We start from the raw sequence: 18,126 nt of genomic DNA, 5'->3' as shown, positions 1-18,126 counted from the left end.
CACTCATCCGCTTCCCGCCATCGCGCGATGCTCCTTGGGGCTCATTCCGCGCACGCGTTTGAACGCCGCACTCAGCGCGAATGCACTCCCGTACCCCACCCGCTGCGCCACCGACGCGACCGTGGCATCGGGTTCGCGGAGCAGATCCGCGGCGAGTGACAGCCGCCAGCCTGCGAGGAAGGTCATAGGCGGTTCGCCGACGAGGTCCGTGAACCGGCGTGCGAGGGCCGCCCGCGACAGTCCGGTTTCCGCGGCGAGCGACTCCACCGTCCATTGGTGTGAGGGGTTGTTCTGCAGGATGCGCATCGCCTTGCCGACCACCGGGTCGCCCTGCGCCCGCACCCAGGACGGCGCTTCGGCCGCCGGCGTCGCGAACCAGGCGCGCAGCACGGCGATCAGCAGCAGGTCGAGGAGACGGTCGAGGACCGCTTCCTGGCCGGGCTCGTCGCGCACCACTTCGTCGTGCATGAGCGTGACGAGCCGGGAGTCCCAGTCGGCGCGGCGCTGCACGACGAGTCCGGGGAGCGCGGACAGCAGACGCCGGCTGATCTCGCCGGGGGTCTGATAGGTGCCCGTCAGCATGACGGTGCGGCCGTTCGCACTGTTGCCCCAGGTGCGCACCCCGAGGTGCATCGCCTCGGCGAGCGGTTCGCCGCGGAGGGTCGTGCAACTCTGGTCGGGGTTGATGATCACGTGCGGCGGGGTGTCCGGGTGGTCGGCGACGACGTACCGCTCGGGTCCGCGAATGATCGCGACGTCGCCCTCGGTGAGCTGCACCGGTTCGCCGGTGTGCGGGAGAATCCAGGCTTCGCCGCGGCCCATCGCGACAAGGCTGAGCGGCGCGTGGTCGTCGATCTGCAGCGACCACGGCGGCTCCATGATCGACCGGAGCACGAACGCTCCGGCGGCGCGGGGACCACTGATGAGACCGGCGAGGGGATCCACACGATCAGCGTAGACGCTCGCGTATGGAACAGCGCTTTTCAACCATGGAAAGTCTCGACGCCGCCGTCTTGACTGGAGACATGACAACCACTCCGTACTCGCTCGTCCTCACCGTCACCGGCAAGGTCGGCAGCCGCGTCCTCGCCCGGCTCACTGCCGCAGGCGCGCCCCGCGACTTCGCCGAGTACGTCCGCGCCGCGGCAGCGGCCGAGGTCTGGAGGATGTGATCATGGAGCGCTATCTGACGATCGTCACGGCGGTCGGCGCCGGCGTGGTGGGCGGCGTGATGTTCGCGTTCTCCACGTTCATCATGACCGGGCTCGGTCGCCTGGATCCGGCGCAGGGCATCTCGGCGATGCAGGCGATCAACCGCGAGGCGCCGAACTTCTGGTTCATGACGGCGCTGTTCGGTACCGCACTGACGTCGATCGCGCTCGCGATCGTCAGCGTGGTGCGGCACGACGGTTCGGCCGTGTACGCGGTGATCGCGTGCGCGCTGTATCTCGTGGGGATCGCCGCGACCATCGTCTACCACGTGCCGCACAACAACGCGCTGGACGCGATCGATCCCGCCGCGGCGGGCTCGGCGGACTTCTGGCGCGACTACGTGTCGGGCTGGACCGGGTGGAACCACGTGCGCACAATCAGCGCCATCGCGGCGTCCGCAGTGCTCACGTGGTCCGCGACCCGTGGTCGATAGTCCGGCGCCTACGAGGGCGGCAGGATGTCGGTCTGCGCCGGGACCTCGTCCTGCTTCAACAGGCCGACCGGGCAGCTGACGCCGGTCGCGTGCACGGGGCAGTATCCGCCGGGGTTCTTCGCGAGGTACTGCTGGTGGTAGTCCTCGGCGTAGTAGAACTGCGTGAGCGGCGCGATCTCCGTTGTGATCGCGCCGTACCCGGCGTCGGCGAGCCGCTTCTCGAAGGCCTCACCGGTGGCCTCGGCGATCTCCACCTGCTGTTCGTCGATGGTGTAGATGGCCGAACGGTACTGCGTTCCCTGATCATTGCCCTGCCGCATGCCCTGCGTGGGATCGTGGTTCTCCCAGAACTCCTTGAGGATCTCGGCGTAGGAGATCACCTTCGGATCGAAGACCACGAGCACCACCTCGGTGTGCCCGGTGCGTCCCGAGCAGGTCTCCTCGTACGTGGGGTTCGGCGTGTAACCGCCGGCGTACCCCACCGCGGTGGTGTAGACGCCGTCGAGTTGCCAGAACTCCTTCTCGGCGCCCCAGAAACATCCCATTCCCACCACCGCGGTCTGCAAGCCCTCGGGGAACGGGGGTTTCAGGGGGTGACCGTTGACGAAGTGCGTCGCCGGAACCGGGATCGGCTGACTACGTCCGGGGAGGGCGTCCTCGGCGGTGACCATCACGGACTTAGCGGCTGCTCGACCCAGAAGCTCGTCGTACCAAGACATGATTCGATGCTACGCGCGGTGCCGGAGTGGTCTCACCGGCGAGCGCCGACTGCATGCGCATCCGTTCGGCGCGGGCGGTGACCCAGCCCGTCGCGGGCACCTCCACCCACCGGTAGAGCGCCTCCGACACCAGCGCCGTCACCACCAGAAACGCGATGACGGCCCCGGTCTCGCCGAACGAACCGACCGTGTGCTCGTACACCCGGTAGAGGATCAGGGTGTGGACGAGGTAGATCGCGTAACTGCGGGTCGCGGTCCACCGCACGACGGCCCAGTGCGCCGCGGGTCCGTCGTACCGGCCCACCAGCACGACGCACGCGGTGACGACGGCGAACGTCCAGAGGTAGTGATCGCCCGCCCAGTACACGCGGAAGTCGGTGGCGAGGCGGATCACCTCGACCTGCGCCAGCCCGGCGACGACGATCCACCGGCAGTCCGCGAGCCGCGCCCAGCCGAGGTAGATGATCTGCCCGAGGAACACGGCGGGCAGCGTCGCGGCGATCTTCGACAGCATCGGGACCGTGTAGGGCTGCGGCGCGTACAGGTTGTAGAGCAGGATCAGGGCGCAGATCGAGGCGCCGGCCATCGGCATCGCGATGGGCAGGGTGCGGAGCACGGGTCGCGCGGCGACGCAGGCGAAGTAGAACAGGATCTGCACGGCGAGGGTCCACGTGACCCCGAGCACCGCGACCTCCGGTTTGAGGAAGAAGCCGCCGAGCACGAAACTCAGCGCGGCATCGACGTTCGACACACCGTCCTGGCCGCTGAACATGCCGTTGATACCCAGACGGACCAGCACGATCGCGGCGAGGACGGCCACCCAGAATGCGGGCAGGATGCGGCCGAGCCGATTGAACAGGAAGTGCCCGGGTTCGTGGCGAATCGCCGAACGGGTGATCAGCAATCCTGTCAGCATCATGAAGACGGCGACCCCGAGAAACGACAGATGCTGGTTGAGTCCGCCCCGCTCGACGAAGATCTGATAGACGACGTCGATGAACCACCATCCGGTTCCGAGGTCGTCGATCAGATAGAACGAGATGTGCGAGTAGATCACGGCCAGAACAGCGAAAAAGCGGAGCAGATTCGCGCCCGTGAGCTCCACACGCGGCGCGGCCGCATGCGAATCTGCAACGGGTGTCAGCGAAGGCATCGCGTCAGCTTAAGGTTCCGTTCACCGCTCGGACGAATTCTCACGACATTCAGTGTCGCCGCGCCAGCCTTTTTTCGGGTGCCCGAACTTTCCGTTCCGGGAATCGCTCCGTGACCCCAACTGTTGCGCAGGGTGTACCAATGAGATTGGGTATATACCCGAGAACGATTCGCCAAAGGCGGGTGTCAGGCGCGTGCCCACGTGTCGTCGACACCCGGAACACAGCAGGGCTCACAGCCCGTTGATGAAGGGACCCTCGTGTCTGTTTACACGCTGCCGGAACTCCCGTACGACTATGCAGCTCTCGAGCCGCACATCTCCGGCAAGATCATGGAACTGCACCACGACAAGCATCACGCCGCGTACGTGACCGGTGCCAACACGGCGCTCGACAAGCTGGCCGAGCTCCGCGAGTCGGACACCCTGCCCGCCGTGGTCAACCTGCACGAGAAGAACCTCGCCTTCCACCTGGGCGGCCACACGAACCACACCGTCTTCTGGAACAACCTCTCCCCGGACGGCGGCGACAAGCCGACCGGTGAGCTCGCGGCCGCGATCGACGACCAGTTCGGCGGCTTCGACGCATTCCGCAACCACTTCTCGGCCAACGCCAACGCCATCCAGGGCTCCGGCTGGTCCATTCTGGCCTGGGATTCCATCGGCCAGCGCCTGCTCATCGTCCAGCTGTACGACCAGCAGGGCAACATCCCGATCGGCCTCACGCCGCTGCTGCTCCTCGACATGTGGGAGCACGCCTTCTACCTCGACTACCAGAACGTCAAGGGCGACTACGTCAAGGCATTCTGGAACATCGTGAACTGGGCGGACGTCGCCGCTCGCTTCGAGAAGGCACGCACCCAGACCGCGGGCCTGATCGTCTAGTTCTCGCTTGTCACGGCCACGGGCGCCCGGAAACACCGTCTTCGGTGGTTCCGGGCGCCCGTGCTCGTTTCGGCTGCGAAATCCCGTCCGAGCAGGCCGAGCGTCCAATAGGCTTTTCGAGTGACCGAGTTCAGCACCCCCGCCAGGGACGACACCGTCGTCCACGCCTTCCGCGACGACGCGCTCGGCGACCTCGACGCCACCGCCCTCGCGGCCCGGATCGCCACCGGGGAGGTGTCGGTCCGTGAGGTGACGGAGGCGGCGATCGCGCGCGCCGAGTCGGTCGGACCGGCGCTGAACGCCCTGGCGTTCGCCGACTTCGACCGAGCGCTGGCGGAGGCGGACCGCCCGCACGAGGGCGTGTTCGCGGGAGTGCCCACCGTCGTCAAGGACAACGTCGACGTCGCGGGCCTGCCCACCCAGCACGGCAGCGTCGCGTTCGCGGCGAAACCCGCCCGGGTGGACAGCGACTTCGTCGCGCAGTACCTGTCCACCGGCGTGCTCTCGCTGGGCAAGAGCAGGCTGCCCGAGTTCGGGTTCAGTGCGTCCACCGAGTTCATGGACGCCGAGGCCGTACACAATCCGTGGAATCCCGCGTTCTCGCCGGGTGCGTCCTCGGGTGGTTCGGCGGCGCTCGTCGCGTCGGGGGTGGTGCCCATTGCGCACGCCAACGACGGTGGCGGATCCATCCGCATCCCCGCCGCCGCCTGTGGGCTCGTCGGCCTGAAACCGTCCCGCGGGCGGACGGTCCCCGACGCCATGGACAAGACCCTGCCGATCCGGATCATCGCGCAGGGCGCCGTCACCCGGTCGGTGCGGGACACGGCGCGGTGGATGGCGGCCGCCGAACGCTACTACCGCAATCCCGCGCTGCCGCCCATCCGGTTGGTCGAGGGGCCGAGCAGCACCCGACTGAAGGTCGGGGTGGTGGTCGATTCGGTCACCGCGTCCCGCACCGACGACGAGACCCGCAAATCGGTCCACGCGACCGCCGATCTTCTCGCGGATCTCGGCCACCACGTCGAGGAGTGCGCGATGCCGGTGGGCACCTCGTTCGTCGAGGACTTCTGCATCTACTGGGGGTTCCTGTCGTTCGTCATCTCCAGCAACGGCAAACGGATGCTCGGACCGGACTTCGACCGCGACGCGACGGACAACCTGACGCGCGGACTCGCCGCGATGTACCGCAAGAACATCGCGAAGACGCCGCGGGTGCTGTACCGGCTGCGGCGCACGTACCGCGAGTACGCGCAGATCTTCCAGAAGTACGACGTGATCCTGTCCCCCACCCTGGCCCACACCACTCCGGAACTCGGATACCTCTCGCCGGCACAGGGTTTCGAGGAACTGTTCGACAAGCTGATCGCCTACACGGCGTTCACACCGCTGAACAACGCGTCGGGCGGGCCCGCCATCTCGCTGCCGATGCACGAGACGTCCCGCGGTCTTCCGCTGGCGTCGCACTTCTCGGCCGACCACGGCGACGAGCGGACCCTGCTCGAGTTGGCGTTCGAACTCGAGCAGGCGACTCCGTGGCGTCGGATCCAGGACGCCGGCTGACGATCAGGCCCTGCGGCGCAGGCCCATCCACACGACGGCGCCGGCGAGCAGCACGGTGGTGATGCCGAAGCCGACGGCGAGGTGCTCGGCGGTGAGGATCGGCGAGGGCCCGGACATCGTGCGTGTCACCGCGACCGGTTCGGCGAGCACCGTCGCCAACTGGTTCTGCTGGGCCGCCGTGCGCACCGGCATCGCCGCGACCCCATTGTTGAGGTCCGTGGACAGCTGCCCGGACAGCGTCTTCAGCTTCGCGAACCCGTCGACGATCTGCGAGGTGGCGCCGTCGAGCATCTCCGGCGCCTGATCGGCGATCGGGACGATGCCGTCGTTCAACTGCCGCGCACCGCTGCTCAGCTGATTGCTGGCGTCGGTGAGCTGCCCCATCGCGACGCGGACGAGTTCGCCGAGGTCGGTGTCCGGGCCCACCTGTCCGCCCAGCAGACCCGGCACCGAACCGAGCTGGGAGGACAGCAGGTCGAGATCGGCACCGACCTGCCGGAGCGACGGGACCACGTCCGGTGCAACGGGAGTGCCGTCGAGGACGCGGATCGCGTCGTCGATCCTGGTGCGCATCCGGGTGGCGCTGTCGTTCGCCTCGCCCAGGGTCAGTCCCAGCGCACTGAGCCGGTCCGCGAGGCCGTTGGCCGTTCCCGACGTCTCACCGACCACGCCCGCCACCCGGTCGGCCACCTCCAGCAGTTGCACCGAACCGGCTCGCGCTGTCTCGAGATACGGGAGCAGGGTGTCGGCGCCCTCGGTGAGCTGTTGCGCTGCATCGTCCGCCGCGGCGGTCCCGGCCGCGAGGAACCCGGCCGTCATTCCCGCCTGCTGGAACCGCGTCCGCGACGAGGACATGTCCGCCAGCAGATCGGTGATGCCGTCCGCACCGATCTGGGACGACACCACCCCGGACAGTTCCTCGGATGCCGCGGAGTCGGAGCCCGCGACGTCGACGTCGAGGGTCGCCTGCCGCGGCTTCGCGCCCCACACCGAGGAGACGGCCTCACTGAAGTCCTCGGGCACGGTCACCGTGGCGAACCAGTCGCCGCCCGCCGCCGCGCCCGCGTCGACCACCTGCCAGTCGAACGCCTCGTTCGCCTCGAGCTTCTCGATCAGGGTGTCGCTCGCCCGCACCGGTTTTCCGTCCACGGTCGCGCCGGCGTCGGTGTTGACGATCGCGACGGTCCGGCTGTCGGCCGGGCCGTCGCCGAGGAACACGTATCCGAGCCCGCCCGCGGATGCCAGGACCAGACCGGCCATGGCGGCCGCGGCGACCCGCCGCAGTGTGAGGACCTTGCGCGTCGACTCGGTTCGGGCGTGATTCGCGGAATTCCGTGTGCGCTCAGAGGTCATTCCGGTGAGGGTAGGCGGCTTTCGTAGCGGCAGATTGTGACGATTCTGAGGATTCTCTGAGACGTCGGGGTGCACCGGACGCAGTTAGCACTCCCATGCTCTTGTGTGCCAGGCATTGTCGGGCGCATCCTTCAAGTACCCAACGAGGTGTGCAGAACGAATCATGTTCGAAGCGTGTCATCACACCGAGGAGGCAGAGATGAACAGGGACGGCTACATCGGCATCTCGCCCTTCCAGGCCGCGGGTACCTTGCGGGGATTCGTCATTTCGGGGCGCTGGCCCGACACCACCAAGGAATGGGCGCAGCTTCTGGCGCTCGCCGTGCGGGTGGCGTGCGTTCCGGGGCTGCTCCACACCACCACGGTCTTCGGCGCGCACGAGGATCTGCCCGAGGAACCCGAACCCGAGACGGTCGGTCTCGTGGTGGCGGAGGGCACCGTCCTCGGGGAGTTCGCGCTCGCCCCCGGCCGCTTCGCGGATCATCAGCCGCCGGCGCTGATGATGCTGCACCCGCCGTCGGAGACCACCCCGTCGCTCCCCGAATGCGCGGGCGCCGCCTCGGGTTGCGTCCTGCTGCCGGGCCTGCCCCATCTCGGGCTCGAACACCGGGCGGCGTGGGTGGAGGCGGAGGCGGACGGGACGGTGACGTCCATGGTCAGCCGGGTCGGCATCGACCCGATCAGCGATCCCGACACCGCCGTTTTGGCCATGCTGCTGGCCTCGTGAGGGCACCCGAAGTTTGAGCCCCCGGGAGCCCAAACTTCTTGTCGCTTTTGCCTTTTCGTTCGACCCTCGCTAACGTGGATCACAACGAAGGGGAGTAGCCCCCAATCGCCTGTGTCGACATACTGGCGCGGCAATCTCGCACTGCGAGGTTCCGGGCCCGGCCTGGCGGACCGGTTTCCACACCGGTGGGCGAGACCTTCGGCCGACAGACGCATCGCCGCGTCTGCCAGGCCGGAGGAATCCATTTCATCCTCCGACCCACTACCGGAGGAGGATGTGCCGTGCTGACCGCCGCGCTGCTGAGTTTCGGCGTGATCTTCGTCGCCGAACTGGGAGACAAGTCCCAGCTGATGGCGATGACGTTCGCCCTGCGCTACCGCTGGTGGGTCGTCATCGCCGGCATCACCGTCGCGACCACCGTGGTCCACCTGGTGTCCGTGGCCGTCGGGCACTACCTCGGCGTCGCGCTGCCGACCGCGGCGATCAGCGTCGTCGGCGGTATCGCGTTCCTGATCTTCGGCGCGTGGACGCTGCGCGGCGACAACCTCAGCGAAGACGAGCAACTCAAGGCGGGCCGCGCCACCCGCTCCGCGTTCCTGGCCGTCACGTCCGCGTTCTTCCTCGCCGAACTCGGCGACAAGACCATGCTCGCCACCATCACCCTCGCCACCGACCACGACACGGTCGGCGTGTGGATCGGCTCGACCGTCGGCATGGTGGCGGCCGACGCCCTCGCCATCGTCGTCGGCGCCGTCCTGGGCAAGCATCTGCCCGAGAGCGTCATCCGAGTCGGCGCGGCCGTGCTGTTCTTCGCGTTCGGTGCCTGGCTGCTGCTCGAGGGCCTGTTCCCCGGCAACATCGCCGGTCCGATCGCCGGGGGCGCCGTCGTCGTTCTGGCGCTGGCCGGTGCGGCCGGACGCACCGCGTGGTCGCGGCGCCGTCGCGCTGCCGCGGCAGAGCCGGAACAGATGCAGCACCAGGACTGAACCCGGTCGACAAAGACGCGCCCCGGGGCAATACTCGGAGTCCTTGGAGTACCTCGCAGTTCTCACGGACGAGAGGGCGTGTGTGAACCATCCCGTAGCGAGCGGCAAGCCTGCGATTCTCACCGTCGACGACGACCCCGGGGTGTCGCGCGCCGTCGCCCGCGATCTGCGGCGCCGATACGGTGAGAAATACCGGATCATCCGCGCCGAATCCGGCGAATCCGCGCTCGACGCGATGAAGCAGATGAAGCTGCGCGGCGATCCCGTCGCGGCCATCCTCGCGGACTACCGCATGCCGGCGATGAGCGGGATCGAGTTCCTCGAGAAGGCCATGGACCTGTACCCGGTCGCGCGCCGGGTGCTGCTCACCGCGTACGCCGACACGAACGCGGCCATCGAGGCGATCAACGTCATCGACCTCGACCATTACCTGCTCAAACCGTGGGATCCGCCCGAAGAGAAGCTGTACCCGGTGGTCGACGCCCTGCTCGAGGCGTGGGCGTCGTCCGATCACCACCCCGCCGAGGAGACGAAGGTCGTGGGGCATCGCTGGGCGCCGCGGTCTTCGGAGGTGCGCGAGTTCCTGGCCCGCAACCAGCTGTCGTACCGCTGGTACATGTCGGACGAGCCGGAGGGCGGGCGGTTGCTCAGCGCCGCCGGCGAGGACGGCCGGCGCCTGCCGGTCGTGATCTGCGCCGACGGCGAATGCCTGGTGGAACCGTCGGACACCGAACTGGGCCGGCATCTCGGACTGCGGACCGACCCGTCGGAGAACTTCTACGACCTCGTCGTCGTCGGCGGAGGCCCGGCCGGACTCGGCGCCGCCGTGTACGGCGCCTCGGAGGGGCTGCGCACCGCGCTGATCGAGCGGACGGCCACCGGTGGGCAGGCGGGGCAGAGTTCGCGCATCGAGAACTACCTCGGGTTCCCCGACGGCGTGTCCGGCGCGCAACTCGCCGAACGGGCCCGCAGGCAGGCCACCCGGTTCGGGGCCGAACTGATCACCACCCGCGACGTCGTGGCGCTCGAAGTCAACGGCTCGGCGCGGACGGTCCGGTTCGCGGACGGCGACACCGTCGACGCGCACACGATCATCCTGGCGACCGGCGTCTCGTACCGGCGACATCCCGCGCCCGGCGTCGACGACCTCACCGGCCGCGGCGTCTACTACGGTTCCGCCGTCACCGAGGCGGCCCGCTGCACCGACCAGGACGTGTACATCGTCGGCGGGGCCAACTCCGCCGGACAGGCCGCCGTCTACCTGTCACGGGGCGCCCGGACGGTCACCATCGTCGTGCGGGCGCAGTCGCTCGAGGATTCGATGTCGTACTACCTCGTCCAGCAGATCGAACGGAACCCGCGCATCCGCGTGCGGCCGTGCACCGAGGTGATCGGCGTCGAGGGCGACGCGCACCTCGAGAAGATCCGGCTGCGCAACAACGCGACCGGCGACGAGCAGACCGTCGACGCCGGATTCCTGTTCCTGTTCATCGGCGCCGCCCCGCGGACCGACTGGCTCGACGGCGTCGTCGCGCGGGACGAGAACGGGTTCGTCGTGTCCGGCCCCGACCTCGTCGTCGACGGCAAGCCACCGCGCGGCTGGCCCCTCGACCGCCTCCCGCACCACCTCGAGACGAGTGTTCCGGGCATCTTCGCCGCCGGGGACGTGCGCTCGGAGTCGGCGAAGCGGGTGGCGTCGGCGGTCGGCGAAGGCGCCATGGCCGTGATGCTCGTCCACCGCTACATCGGCCAACCATGACCAGGGGCAGACCATGAGCCGACTTCCGTGCGATCCCCCCGAGCTGAGGACGCTGTTCCTCTTCGAGAAGCTCACCGACCACCAGCTCGAGCAGCTCTGCGAGAAGGGGCACGTCGAGCTGATCGAACCCGGGCCGGTGTTCGCGGAGGGTGAGGTCGCGACGTGCTTCTACGTGCTGATCGAGGGCGAACTCGTGCTGAGCAAGCTGTCGGGCGGCGAGGACATCGAGTTCAACCGGACGTCGCAGCGGGGCGTGTACTCCGGGGCCTGGCAGTCGTACCTCGGCGACCGCGCACCCCAGACGTACACCGCGTCGATGCGCGTCACCGCGCCGTCGAAGTTCTTCGTCCTCGACGCCGACCGGTTCGGGCAGCTGATGCGCGAATGGTTCCCGATGGCCGTGCACCTGTTGGAGGGGCTGTTCTTCGGCAACCAGAACGCGAAGCAGGTGGTCGATCAGCGGGAGCGCCTCCTGGCGCTGGGGTCGCTGTCGGCGGGGCTCACGCACGAGCTGAACAACCCTGCGGCCGCCGCGGTCCGGGCGACGGCGTCGCTACGCGACCGGGTGTCGCACATGCGGCAGAAACTCGGTGTCATCGCGTCCGGGGTGTACGACCGGCAGGCGCTGGCCACGTTGATCCGGTTGCAGGAGGAAACCGCCGAACTGGTGGCGAAGGCGCCGACGCTCACCCCGCTCGAAGCATCCGACCGCGAGGACGAACTCGGCGACTGGTTCGACGACCACGGCGTCTCCGGGGGCTGGGATCTGGCGCCCACGTTCGTGCAGGCGGGTCTCGACGTGCCGTGGCTGGAGCGGATCGTCGCCAGTGTCGACGACGCAGCGATGGTCGAGAGCGCGATCCGCTGGCTCAACTACACCATCGAGACCGAACTGCTGATGAACGAGATCGCCGACTCCACCGCCCGGGTCTCCACGCTCGTGAACGCCGCGAAGCAGTACTCGCAGATGGACCGTGCCCCCTACCAGCGCATCGACCTGCGGGAACTGCTCGACAGCTCGCTGGTGATGCTCGGCCGCAAGATCGGTGACTCGGTCACGGTGGTCAAGGAATACGATCCCACGCTGCCGCAGATCCCCGCGTACGCCGCCGAACTCAATCAGGTGTGGACGAACCTCATCGACAACGCCGTCGCCGCCATGAACGGCCACGGCACCCTCACCGTCCGCACCCGGCGCGACGGCGACATGGCGCTCATCGAGATCGGCGACACCGGACCGGGTGTGCCCGAAGAGATCCGGTCCCGCATCTTCGAACCGTTCTTCACCACGAAACCCGTGGGCGAGGGAACCGGGCTCGGCCTCGACATCTCCTGGCGCATCGTCGTGAAGAAGCACCGCGGCGACCTGCGTGTGGAATCCGAACCGGGCGACACCCGGTTCCAGGTCCGCATTCCGATCGAACCCGAAGTCGCAGCAGCAGAAGGAGTCACCGATGGGTGAGCTGGACGGAATCGACCCGAGCGTGCCGCCGAGCGGCGACGGCTGCCTCGAATGCGACAGCGCCGGCGGGTGGTGGGTGCACCTGCGCCGCTGCGCGCAGTGCGGGCACATCGGGTGCTGCGACTCGTCGCCGGAACAGCACGCCAGCGCGCACGCCGCGGCCACCGGCCACCCTGTCGTCCAGAGCTTCGAACCGGGCGAGTCGTGGTTCTGGAACTACGCCACCGAGACGGCGTTCGAAGGCCCCGAACTGGTTTCGCCGCACCACCGTCCGGTCGACCAGACGGTTCCCGGTCCCGGCTCGCGCGTTCCGCCGGACTGGCAGGCGCACATTCACTGACTCAGAGTTGCGCGAAACGCCGTGCCGTCGCCGCGTCCTGCTCGTCGTACCGGGTCAGCGCCGCTTCGAACGTCGCCTTCAGGTCCAGGGCGTACCGCTCGTGCGCGGCGAACGTCCCGACCGCCGAATTCTCTTCCGCGACGCCAGGGCCGCCGATCGCCGTCGCCCGGAACCGCGCGGCCAGTTCGGCCGCCGACCGCAGATGGGTTTCGCCGAGGCCGAAGTTCTCCGGCGCGAGTTCGCGGTGCGCCCGCTCCCGCAGGTCCCGCATGTCCGCCGCCAGCACCTCGCACGCGGCGATGCACCGCACCAACGCGTCCCGATCCACTTCGAGCCGATCCTCGGTCATCCGTCCCCCTACGGTCGTCGCTCCACCCGCGAGAGAAACTACCCGTTCCCCCGCCGGCAATGCTTCCCTCGCCTCCCCCGTCACACCGGGCGACCGTTATGGTGCAGGTCACCAGGGTCGGCCAACGGAGGTCGCCGGAAACGAAGGATGCGCACTGTGGAAATTCAGGGAACCGCCGCACTGGTCACCGGAGCCGCCTCGGGCCTCGGTGCCGCCACCGCCAAGCGTCTCGCCGACGCCGGAGCCACCGTGTTCGGACTGGACCTGCAGCAGTCCATCGAACGGGCAGGCGACACCGTCCCCGACGGCGTCACCCTGATCGCCACCGACGTCACCAGCGGCGACGAGGTTCAGGCCGCGATCGAGAAGATCGTCGAATCGGGCCTGCCGCTGCGCATCGTCGTCAACTGCGCCGGCGTCGGCTGGGCCGGCCGCATTCTGTCGAAGAAGGGCCCGCACGACCTCGAACTGTTCCGCACCGTCATCACCGTCAACCTGCTCGGCACGTTCAACGTGATGCGCCTCGCCGCCGACGCCATCTCCAAGACCGACACCGTCGACGAGTCCGGGCAGCGCGGCGTCGTCGTCAACACCGCGTCCGTCGCCGCGTTCGAGGGGCAGATCGGCCAGATCGCGTACTCCGCGTCCAAGGGCGGGGTGCACGGCATGACCGTCCCCGCCGCCCGCGACCTCGCCCAGTTCGGCATCCGCGTCAACACGATCGCCCCCGGCATCATCGACACCCCGATGCTCGCCGGCGTCACCGACGAATACCGCAAGGGCCTCGAAGCCGGCGTCCCGTTCCCCTCCCGCCTCGGGCAGCCCGCCGAGTACGCACAACTGGTCCAGATGATCGTCGAACACGACTACCTCAACGGTGAGACCATTCGTATGGACGGCGCTCTGCGCATGGCGCCGCGGTAGGCGGCTCCGCCGCCCGTGCGCGGTTAACGAGTCTCTGGACTCCTTTCCCACGCACGGGCGCGAAGCGCCCTTCCTGGAGGTGAGCATGGGGTTCTACTCGGACCGGATCGTTCCGCGGCTCGTCGACATCAGTTGCGGGCTGAAGTTCACGGAGCCGTCGCGACGACGCGTCTGTTCTGGGCTACACGGACGGGTGGTGGAGATCGGATTCGGATCGGGTCTGAACATCCCGTTCTATCCGGCGGCCGTCGAGTCGGTGAGCGCCGTCGAACCCGCCGACCTCGGCTGGAAGCTGGCCGGCAAGCGCCTGGCGGCGTCGACGACACCGGTCGAGCGGTCCGGCCTCGACGGTCAGTCACTCCCCTTCCCCGACAACAGTTTCGACACCGCACTGTCCACCTGGACGATGTGCACCATCCCCGACGCCGACGCCGCACTGCGGGAGATCCGGCGGGTCCTGAAACCCGGCGGCACACTGCATTTCGTCGAGCACGGTCTCGCCCCGGACGAGAACGTGCAGCGCTGGCAGCGGCGGCTCGAACCGATCCAGAAAACCGTCGCCGGCGGTTGCCACCTCACCCGCGACATCCCCGCCCTGGTGACGAATGCCGGTTTCGACATCCAGGACCTCGACCGCTTCTACGAGACAGCCGCACCGAAAATCGTCGGCGCCTACTCCCTCGGGGTTGCGGCTTCGCCACCCGTGCGCGCCTGAGGAGTCCGGGGACTCGTCGACCACTCACGGGGCGCTAGGCTGCTGTCGATCCGTGAACAGACGAGGGGGGCTTCGTGGGGACGTTGAAAGCTGATCTGGAGCAGCTCGAAAAGCTGGGGGAAACCTTGCACGGGCTGGCCGACGAGGCGGGTGGTCTGAGAACCGGCCCGGCCGCCGGCCCCTACCTGTCGTCCGCAGGAGGCGTGATGGCCTCGGTCATCGAGGCGTCGGGCATCTCCGCGGATCTCGTGGATGCAGCGCTCGTGCCGGCGATCGAGGAACGACTCGGCGAGACCGGCGACGTGATGATCCATGTCGCGCAGGAGTACCGAAACCAGGACGAATCGTCAGCCGACCGGTTCGTCGCCGCGTACGCGAACGCCACCGGCGAGTGGAGCGGTGAAGCATGAGTCTCACTCGCACCCAGATCGAGTCCTGGAATCCCGCGTCTCTGACCGAGATCGGTGACGCATGGATCGCCCTCGGCACCAAGGTCGAAGATCTCTTCACCCGATACGTCGACGGCGTGACCAAGGTCAACGACGCCTACTGGGAGGGCAAGACCGCCGAAGCCGCCCAGAACCGGGCGAATGCCGACAAGAAGACGGCACTTGTCGTGGTGGATCGACTGGAAGCACTCGCCAACCATGCGAAACAGGGTTTCCACGACGTCGACGCACCGCTGCAGCGTGCGCGGATGGCGATCGTGGCCGCCGAGTCTGCGGGTTTCCGCGTAGCCGACGACCTGACGGTCACCGATCCCGGGACCCCCGATCCCGACAACGATCGCGTGAACGACATGATTGGGTGGCAACGCGACATCGCCGACGCCGCGTCGGCGACGGAAACTGCCGACGCAACCGTCAGGGACGCACTCGCTTCCGCTCGCGACGGGCTGCGGGCAACGTTCACCTCCGCCGCGGCGCTGGGCTCCGACCAGGGTGCGTCCGACGGGACGCAACTCGTCTCCGACCCCGCCGGATTGAATCCCGAGCAGATCCAGAGGCTGACCGAGGCCGGGGAACTGACCCCTGAACAACTCGACGCGGTGAACTCCGGCAACGCCGCGACGATCCCTGCGTCGCAGATGGAGTACCTGAATCAGGTCAGCCGGTCACTGGACGGAAAGAGCCCACAGGAGATCCAGCAGATCATGGACAAGCTGCCTCCGGACTCGGCGCGCGCCCTGGCGAACTCGCTTCAGATCGTGTCGAACGACAAGATCACGGCCACCGTCAAGGGCGACTCGCAGGTGCCGACAACCGGTGGCCTGAACCTGCTACCCGACAAGATGGTCGAATCGCTGACCCGGGACGATCTCGTGACCCGCGATTTCAAGATGGTCGGACCCACCGGTGCGTCCAGCGTCGAACTGAACGGAGTCGCCGACAACCAGGCCATCGCCGACATCGTCCAGGCGGGCGATGCGCAGTACAAGAGCGGCAGCAGCCTCGACCAGCACCTCCTGGAGGTCGGCCGCCAGTACCTCGACGCCCAGGTCGCGCACGAACAGAACCCGAACCACAAATTCGAGTACTTCACGGTCGACGGCCGGGGAACGGAGAACACGGCGATCACCGAAGGCATCTTCACCGCCGTCGGCGACGACAAGATCGCCGTCCAGAACGCAGTCACCCAGCCCGATACCGGCCAGAATCTGGTTCGCGACGTCCTCACTCACAACTGGTCAGACAACGGGCAAGCAGCAGCCTCGATGTTCCGGTTCGACGACGCAGAGGCCACTGTCGAGGACCCCGGCAACCCGGCCGACGTCGAAGCCGCGACACGCAGCGGGCAGATCATGTCAGCCGTCGCCGAGAACATGAGCACCGACTGGGACACGCTCCGAGGGATCCCCGGCACCGACGGGCAATCCGTCGGGCAGGTCAACCCGGATCTCCTTCGGACCATGTCCCACAGCATGAGTCCGTACATCAGCGACCTCGCGGGCGCCGGACGACCGGAGAACCCCGGCTTCGACATCGGCACCTGGGCAGACCCCGCCGACAACAACCACTTCGGCGGCTCGTCGAACGTATTCGCCGTGATGAACACCGATCCCGAGGCCGGAACACACTTCACCCAGTACTCGATGCAGGAAATCCTTGCCGCCGAGGGCCGGTACGCACACGACCCCGCGGCACCCCTGGCCGGTGGCGACCTCTCCACCGCAGGCCGAATCCACGGCCTCATGGACAGGGGACTACTCCTCTCGACAGAGGACAGCTACAGCGACAAGGCCGAACAAGCACAGGCCATCTACGACCGCAAAGCCGCGGCCTACGGCGCTCTCACCAGCATCGGCTCCGTAGGACTGGACCGCCTTCCCGGCGGGGAATTCATCAACACCATGATCGACGCGGGTGGCGACCCCCTGCAGGACGCCGTCATCGGCAAGGCGCCGGGGCCGGCACCCTCCGTCGCCCTGGAAGCTCCGGACTTCTACCGCGACTACTACAACATTCTCCAAGCGACGCCGGAGCTTCCGCCGTCAGCTCGCGTCGATTTCCCCTGGGCATTCGACGGCTCCGGAGAGTTTCGGAGTTGGGAGGAGGTCCAATCCGATCCTGCGACCCGTTCACTCCTGAAAGACGGCTATCAGACGATGTTCAGTCGTCTCGGCAATCCAGCAGACGGCAACGGCGAGCGTATGCGCAATGGGTACGACGATGTGGTTCGCAATGACGGTTGATCGCAGGAGTTCCCAGTGGTTCGTGGCGATCGCGGCTACGACAGCCCTCGTCGCGGGCTGCGCACCCAACGTTGGAGATGGGATCGCCGCCGTCGAACAGTCACCCGCCATCCTCTACACGAACGTGTGGTCCGCCGATCCTGGCGTCGATCTGGTACAGCGCGGACCTGAGTTGGTGCGAGGTGCCTACGAGGCAGCCGATTACACGCGGTTCGTCGGTCAGGCCCAGTCCTTTCCGGGATATCCCGCGGCAGTCGGTGGCCCCACTCGACCGGGTAACCCCGACAAGGAAGAGTTCTTCACCTGGCTCGAGCCCGATGAGGACGAGCAAGTTCCCCTGACCAACTTCCTCCACATCACCGCATACAGGGAGACGGGTCCAGGTATCGGGGCAACCGTGTGCAGCTACAACCTGCATGCGGATCCGGGCCCGAATTTCAGTGTGGAAGGGCTCAATGCGGCGTTCCGCATCGAACTCGAGCGAACCGCTGACGACCCGGGGCAGCCGGGCGTTCCGGACACCGACCCCGCCCAGCAGGACGCTCGTGCGCATCGGGTGCCGACGTGGAATGTGTTCGAGGGCTGGAAGATCACCAAGCTCCACTACCTGCGACGGCTGGACGGTGATGTCATTCCTCAGGGCTGTACGGATTGGTGGCAGCAGCAGTTCCCGGCATTCGCCGCGAATGCGTCCGGCAACCTCGTTCCGCCTCCCGGTTTCGAGCCGCCGACGATGCCTGTCGCCGTCCAGTATCCGGAGTGGATCGGGCCCGCGAATTCGGAGTAGGCGACTTCGCCGCCCGTGCGTGTGTAAGGAGTCCCTGGACTCGTCAACCACTCACGGGACCCGACTCGGTGGC

The 18,126-nt window shown here is 67.7% G+C and carries 19 protein-coding genes; 14 read left to right on the top strand and 5 right to left on the bottom strand.

Going from position 1 to position 18,126, the window contains the following annotated elements; all coding sequences use genetic code 11:
- Positions 1-3: 3 nt before the first annotated feature.
- The gene (locus ACFU5V_RS15385; protein WP_378700329.1) at positions 4-945 is read right to left on the bottom strand and encodes an AraC family transcriptional regulator; all 942 of its coding nucleotides are present in this window, start codon (positions 943-945) and stop codon (positions 4-6) included.
- Between the two features lie 80 nt (positions 946-1,025).
- Between ACFU5V_RS15385 and ACFU5V_RS15380 the strand changes: the two genes are divergently transcribed.
- Complete coding sequence (locus ACFU5V_RS15380) at positions 1,026-1,172, top strand: hypothetical protein (protein WP_378700327.1); 147 nt, start codon at positions 1,026-1,028, stop codon at positions 1,170-1,172.
- 2 nt (positions 1,173-1,174) lie between these two features.
- Complete coding sequence (locus ACFU5V_RS15375) at positions 1,175-1,645, top strand: DUF1772 domain-containing protein (protein WP_378439257.1); 471 nt, start codon at positions 1,175-1,177, stop codon at positions 1,643-1,645.
- 8 nt (positions 1,646-1,653) lie between these two features.
- On the opposite strand, the gene msrA is transcribed toward ACFU5V_RS15375, so the two are convergent.
- Both msrA and ACFU5V_RS15365 read right to left on the bottom strand, forming a co-directional pair.
- Entirely contained in the window at positions 1,654-2,364 is a 711-nt protein-coding gene (gene msrA, locus ACFU5V_RS15370; RefSeq protein WP_378439255.1) for a peptide-methionine (S)-S-oxide reductase MsrA, read from the bottom strand.
- Positions 2,324-3,517: an acyltransferase family protein gene (locus ACFU5V_RS15365; protein ID WP_378700325.1), complete on the bottom strand. Its 1,194-nt coding sequence runs from the start codon at positions 3,515-3,517 to the stop codon at positions 2,324-2,326. Before ACFU5V_RS15365 ends, msrA begins: the two co-directional genes overlap by 41 nt.
- A gap of 258 nt (positions 3,518-3,775) precedes the next feature.
- Here ACFU5V_RS15365 and ACFU5V_RS15360 point away from each other — a divergent pair, with 258 nt between their 5' ends.
- Both ACFU5V_RS15360 and ACFU5V_RS15355 read left to right on the top strand, forming a co-directional pair.
- Entirely contained in the window at positions 3,776-4,399 is a 624-nt protein-coding gene (locus ACFU5V_RS15360) for a superoxide dismutase (RefSeq protein ID WP_012691075.1), read from the top strand.
- A 120-nt stretch (positions 4,400-4,519) separates the two neighbouring features.
- The gene (locus tag ACFU5V_RS15355; RefSeq protein WP_378700323.1) at positions 4,520-5,959 is read left to right on the top strand and encodes an amidase; all 1,440 of its coding nucleotides are present in this window, start codon (positions 4,520-4,522) and stop codon (positions 5,957-5,959) included.
- A gap of 3 nt (positions 5,960-5,962) precedes the next feature.
- On the opposite strand, the gene ACFU5V_RS15350 is transcribed toward ACFU5V_RS15355, so the two are convergent.
- Entirely contained in the window at positions 5,963-7,312 is a 1,350-nt protein-coding gene (locus ACFU5V_RS15350) for a hypothetical protein (protein ID WP_378440419.1), read from the bottom strand.
- 199 nt (positions 7,313-7,511) lie between these two features.
- Between ACFU5V_RS15350 and ACFU5V_RS15345 the strand changes: the two genes are divergently transcribed.
- From ACFU5V_RS15345 to ACFU5V_RS15325, 5 genes are all read left to right on the top strand, one after another.
- Complete coding sequence (locus ACFU5V_RS15345; protein WP_005248897.1) at positions 7,512-8,039, top strand: hypothetical protein; 528 nt, start codon at positions 7,512-7,514, stop codon at positions 8,037-8,039.
- Positions 8,040-8,320: 281 nt separating this feature from the next.
- Positions 8,321-9,025, top strand: coding sequence for a TMEM165/GDT1 family protein (locus ACFU5V_RS15340; RefSeq protein ID WP_378700321.1), 705 nt, complete (start codon positions 8,321-8,323; stop codon positions 9,023-9,025).
- Between the two features lie 82 nt (positions 9,026-9,107).
- A complete protein-coding gene (locus ACFU5V_RS15335) occupies positions 9,108-10,784 on the top strand; it encodes an FAD-dependent oxidoreductase (protein WP_378700318.1) in 1,677 nt (558 codons plus the stop codon).
- Between the two features lie 13 nt (positions 10,785-10,797).
- Positions 10,798-12,246 (top strand): ATP-binding protein, encoded by a 1,449-nt coding sequence (locus ACFU5V_RS15330; RefSeq protein ID WP_378440414.1) that lies wholly within the window; start codon positions 10,798-10,800, stop codon positions 12,244-12,246.
- Entirely contained in the window at positions 12,239-12,586 is a 348-nt protein-coding gene (locus tag ACFU5V_RS15325) for a UBP-type zinc finger domain-containing protein (protein WP_378700316.1), read from the top strand. The genes ACFU5V_RS15330 and ACFU5V_RS15325 overlap by 8 nt, the downstream gene beginning before the upstream one ends.
- A gap of 1 nt (position 12,587) precedes the next feature.
- On the opposite strand, the gene ACFU5V_RS15320 is transcribed toward ACFU5V_RS15325, so the two are convergent.
- On the bottom strand, positions 12,588-12,935 hold the full coding sequence (locus ACFU5V_RS15320) for a hypothetical protein (RefSeq protein ID WP_378700314.1): 348 nt from the start codon (positions 12,933-12,935) through the stop codon (positions 12,588-12,590).
- A 156-nt stretch (positions 12,936-13,091) separates the two neighbouring features.
- Here ACFU5V_RS15320 and ACFU5V_RS15315 point away from each other — a divergent pair, with 156 nt between their 5' ends.
- The 5 genes from ACFU5V_RS15315 (at position 13,092) to ACFU5V_RS15295 (ending at position 18,053) form a co-directional block, all read left to right on the top strand.
- The gene (locus ACFU5V_RS15315) at positions 13,092-13,859 is read left to right on the top strand and encodes an SDR family NAD(P)-dependent oxidoreductase (protein WP_124392077.1); all 768 of its coding nucleotides are present in this window, start codon (positions 13,092-13,094) and stop codon (positions 13,857-13,859) included.
- 85 nt (positions 13,860-13,944) lie between these two features.
- On the top strand, positions 13,945-14,574 hold the full coding sequence (locus ACFU5V_RS15310) for a class I SAM-dependent methyltransferase (protein WP_378700312.1): 630 nt from the start codon (positions 13,945-13,947) through the stop codon (positions 14,572-14,574).
- 74 nt (positions 14,575-14,648) lie between these two features.
- Complete coding sequence (locus ACFU5V_RS15305; protein ID WP_378438026.1) at positions 14,649-14,984, top strand: hypothetical protein; 336 nt, start codon at positions 14,649-14,651, stop codon at positions 14,982-14,984.
- Positions 14,981-17,266, top strand: coding sequence for a hypothetical protein (locus tag ACFU5V_RS15300; RefSeq protein ID WP_378700310.1), 2,286 nt, complete (start codon positions 14,981-14,983; stop codon positions 17,264-17,266). Before ACFU5V_RS15305 ends, ACFU5V_RS15300 begins: the two co-directional genes overlap by 4 nt.
- Positions 17,256-18,053 (top strand): hypothetical protein, encoded by a 798-nt coding sequence (locus tag ACFU5V_RS15295; protein WP_378700308.1) that lies wholly within the window; start codon positions 17,256-17,258, stop codon positions 18,051-18,053. The genes ACFU5V_RS15300 and ACFU5V_RS15295 overlap by 11 nt, the downstream gene beginning before the upstream one ends.
- Positions 18,054-18,126 lie beyond the last annotated feature (73 nt).

Origin of the sequence: Rhodococcus sp. NPDC057529 (assembly GCF_042802055.1) — a bacterium.
GTDB lineage: Bacteria > Actinomycetota > Actinomycetes > Mycobacteriales > Mycobacteriaceae > Rhodococcus_F.
This window is presented reverse-complemented; position numbering and strand designations above follow the sequence as displayed.

Bases quoted from the DNA above. Each gene is read 5' to 3' on its own strand.
- ACFU5V_RS15380 (WP_378700327.1), top strand. From the start codon at position 1,026: ATGACAACCACTCCGTACTCGCTCGTCCTCACCGTCACCGGCAAGGTC.
- ACFU5V_RS15375 (WP_378439257.1), top strand. From the start codon at position 1,175: ATGGAGCGCTATCTGACGATCGTCACGGCGGTCGGCGCCGGCGTGGTG.
- msrA (WP_378439255.1), bottom strand. From the start codon at position 2,364: ATGTCTTGGTACGACGAGCTTCTGGGTCGAGCAGCCGCTAAGTCCGTG.
- ACFU5V_RS15365 (WP_378700325.1), bottom strand. From the start codon at position 3,517: ATGCCTTCGCTGACACCCGTTGCAGATTCGCATGCGGCCGCGCCGCGT.
- ACFU5V_RS15350 (WP_378440419.1), bottom strand. From the start codon at position 7,312: ATGACCTCTGAGCGCACACGGAATTCCGCGAATCACGCCCGAACCGAG.
- ACFU5V_RS15345 (WP_005248897.1), top strand. From the start codon at position 7,512: ATGAACAGGGACGGCTACATCGGCATCTCGCCCTTCCAGGCCGCGGGT.
- ACFU5V_RS15330 (WP_378440414.1), top strand. From the start codon at position 10,798: ATGAGCCGACTTCCGTGCGATCCCCCCGAGCTGAGGACGCTGTTCCTC.
- ACFU5V_RS15325 (WP_378700316.1), top strand. From the start codon at position 12,239: ATGGGTGAGCTGGACGGAATCGACCCGAGCGTGCCGCCGAGCGGCGAC.
- ACFU5V_RS15320 (WP_378700314.1), bottom strand. From the start codon at position 12,935: ATGACCGAGGATCGGCTCGAAGTGGATCGGGACGCGTTGGTGCGGTGC.
- ACFU5V_RS15310 (WP_378700312.1), top strand. From the start codon at position 13,945: ATGGGGTTCTACTCGGACCGGATCGTTCCGCGGCTCGTCGACATCAGT.
- ACFU5V_RS15300 (WP_378700310.1), top strand. From the start codon at position 14,981: ATGAGTCTCACTCGCACCCAGATCGAGTCCTGGAATCCCGCGTCTCTG.
- ACFU5V_RS15295 (WP_378700308.1), top strand. From the start codon at position 17,256: ATGACGGTTGATCGCAGGAGTTCCCAGTGGTTCGTGGCGATCGCGGCT.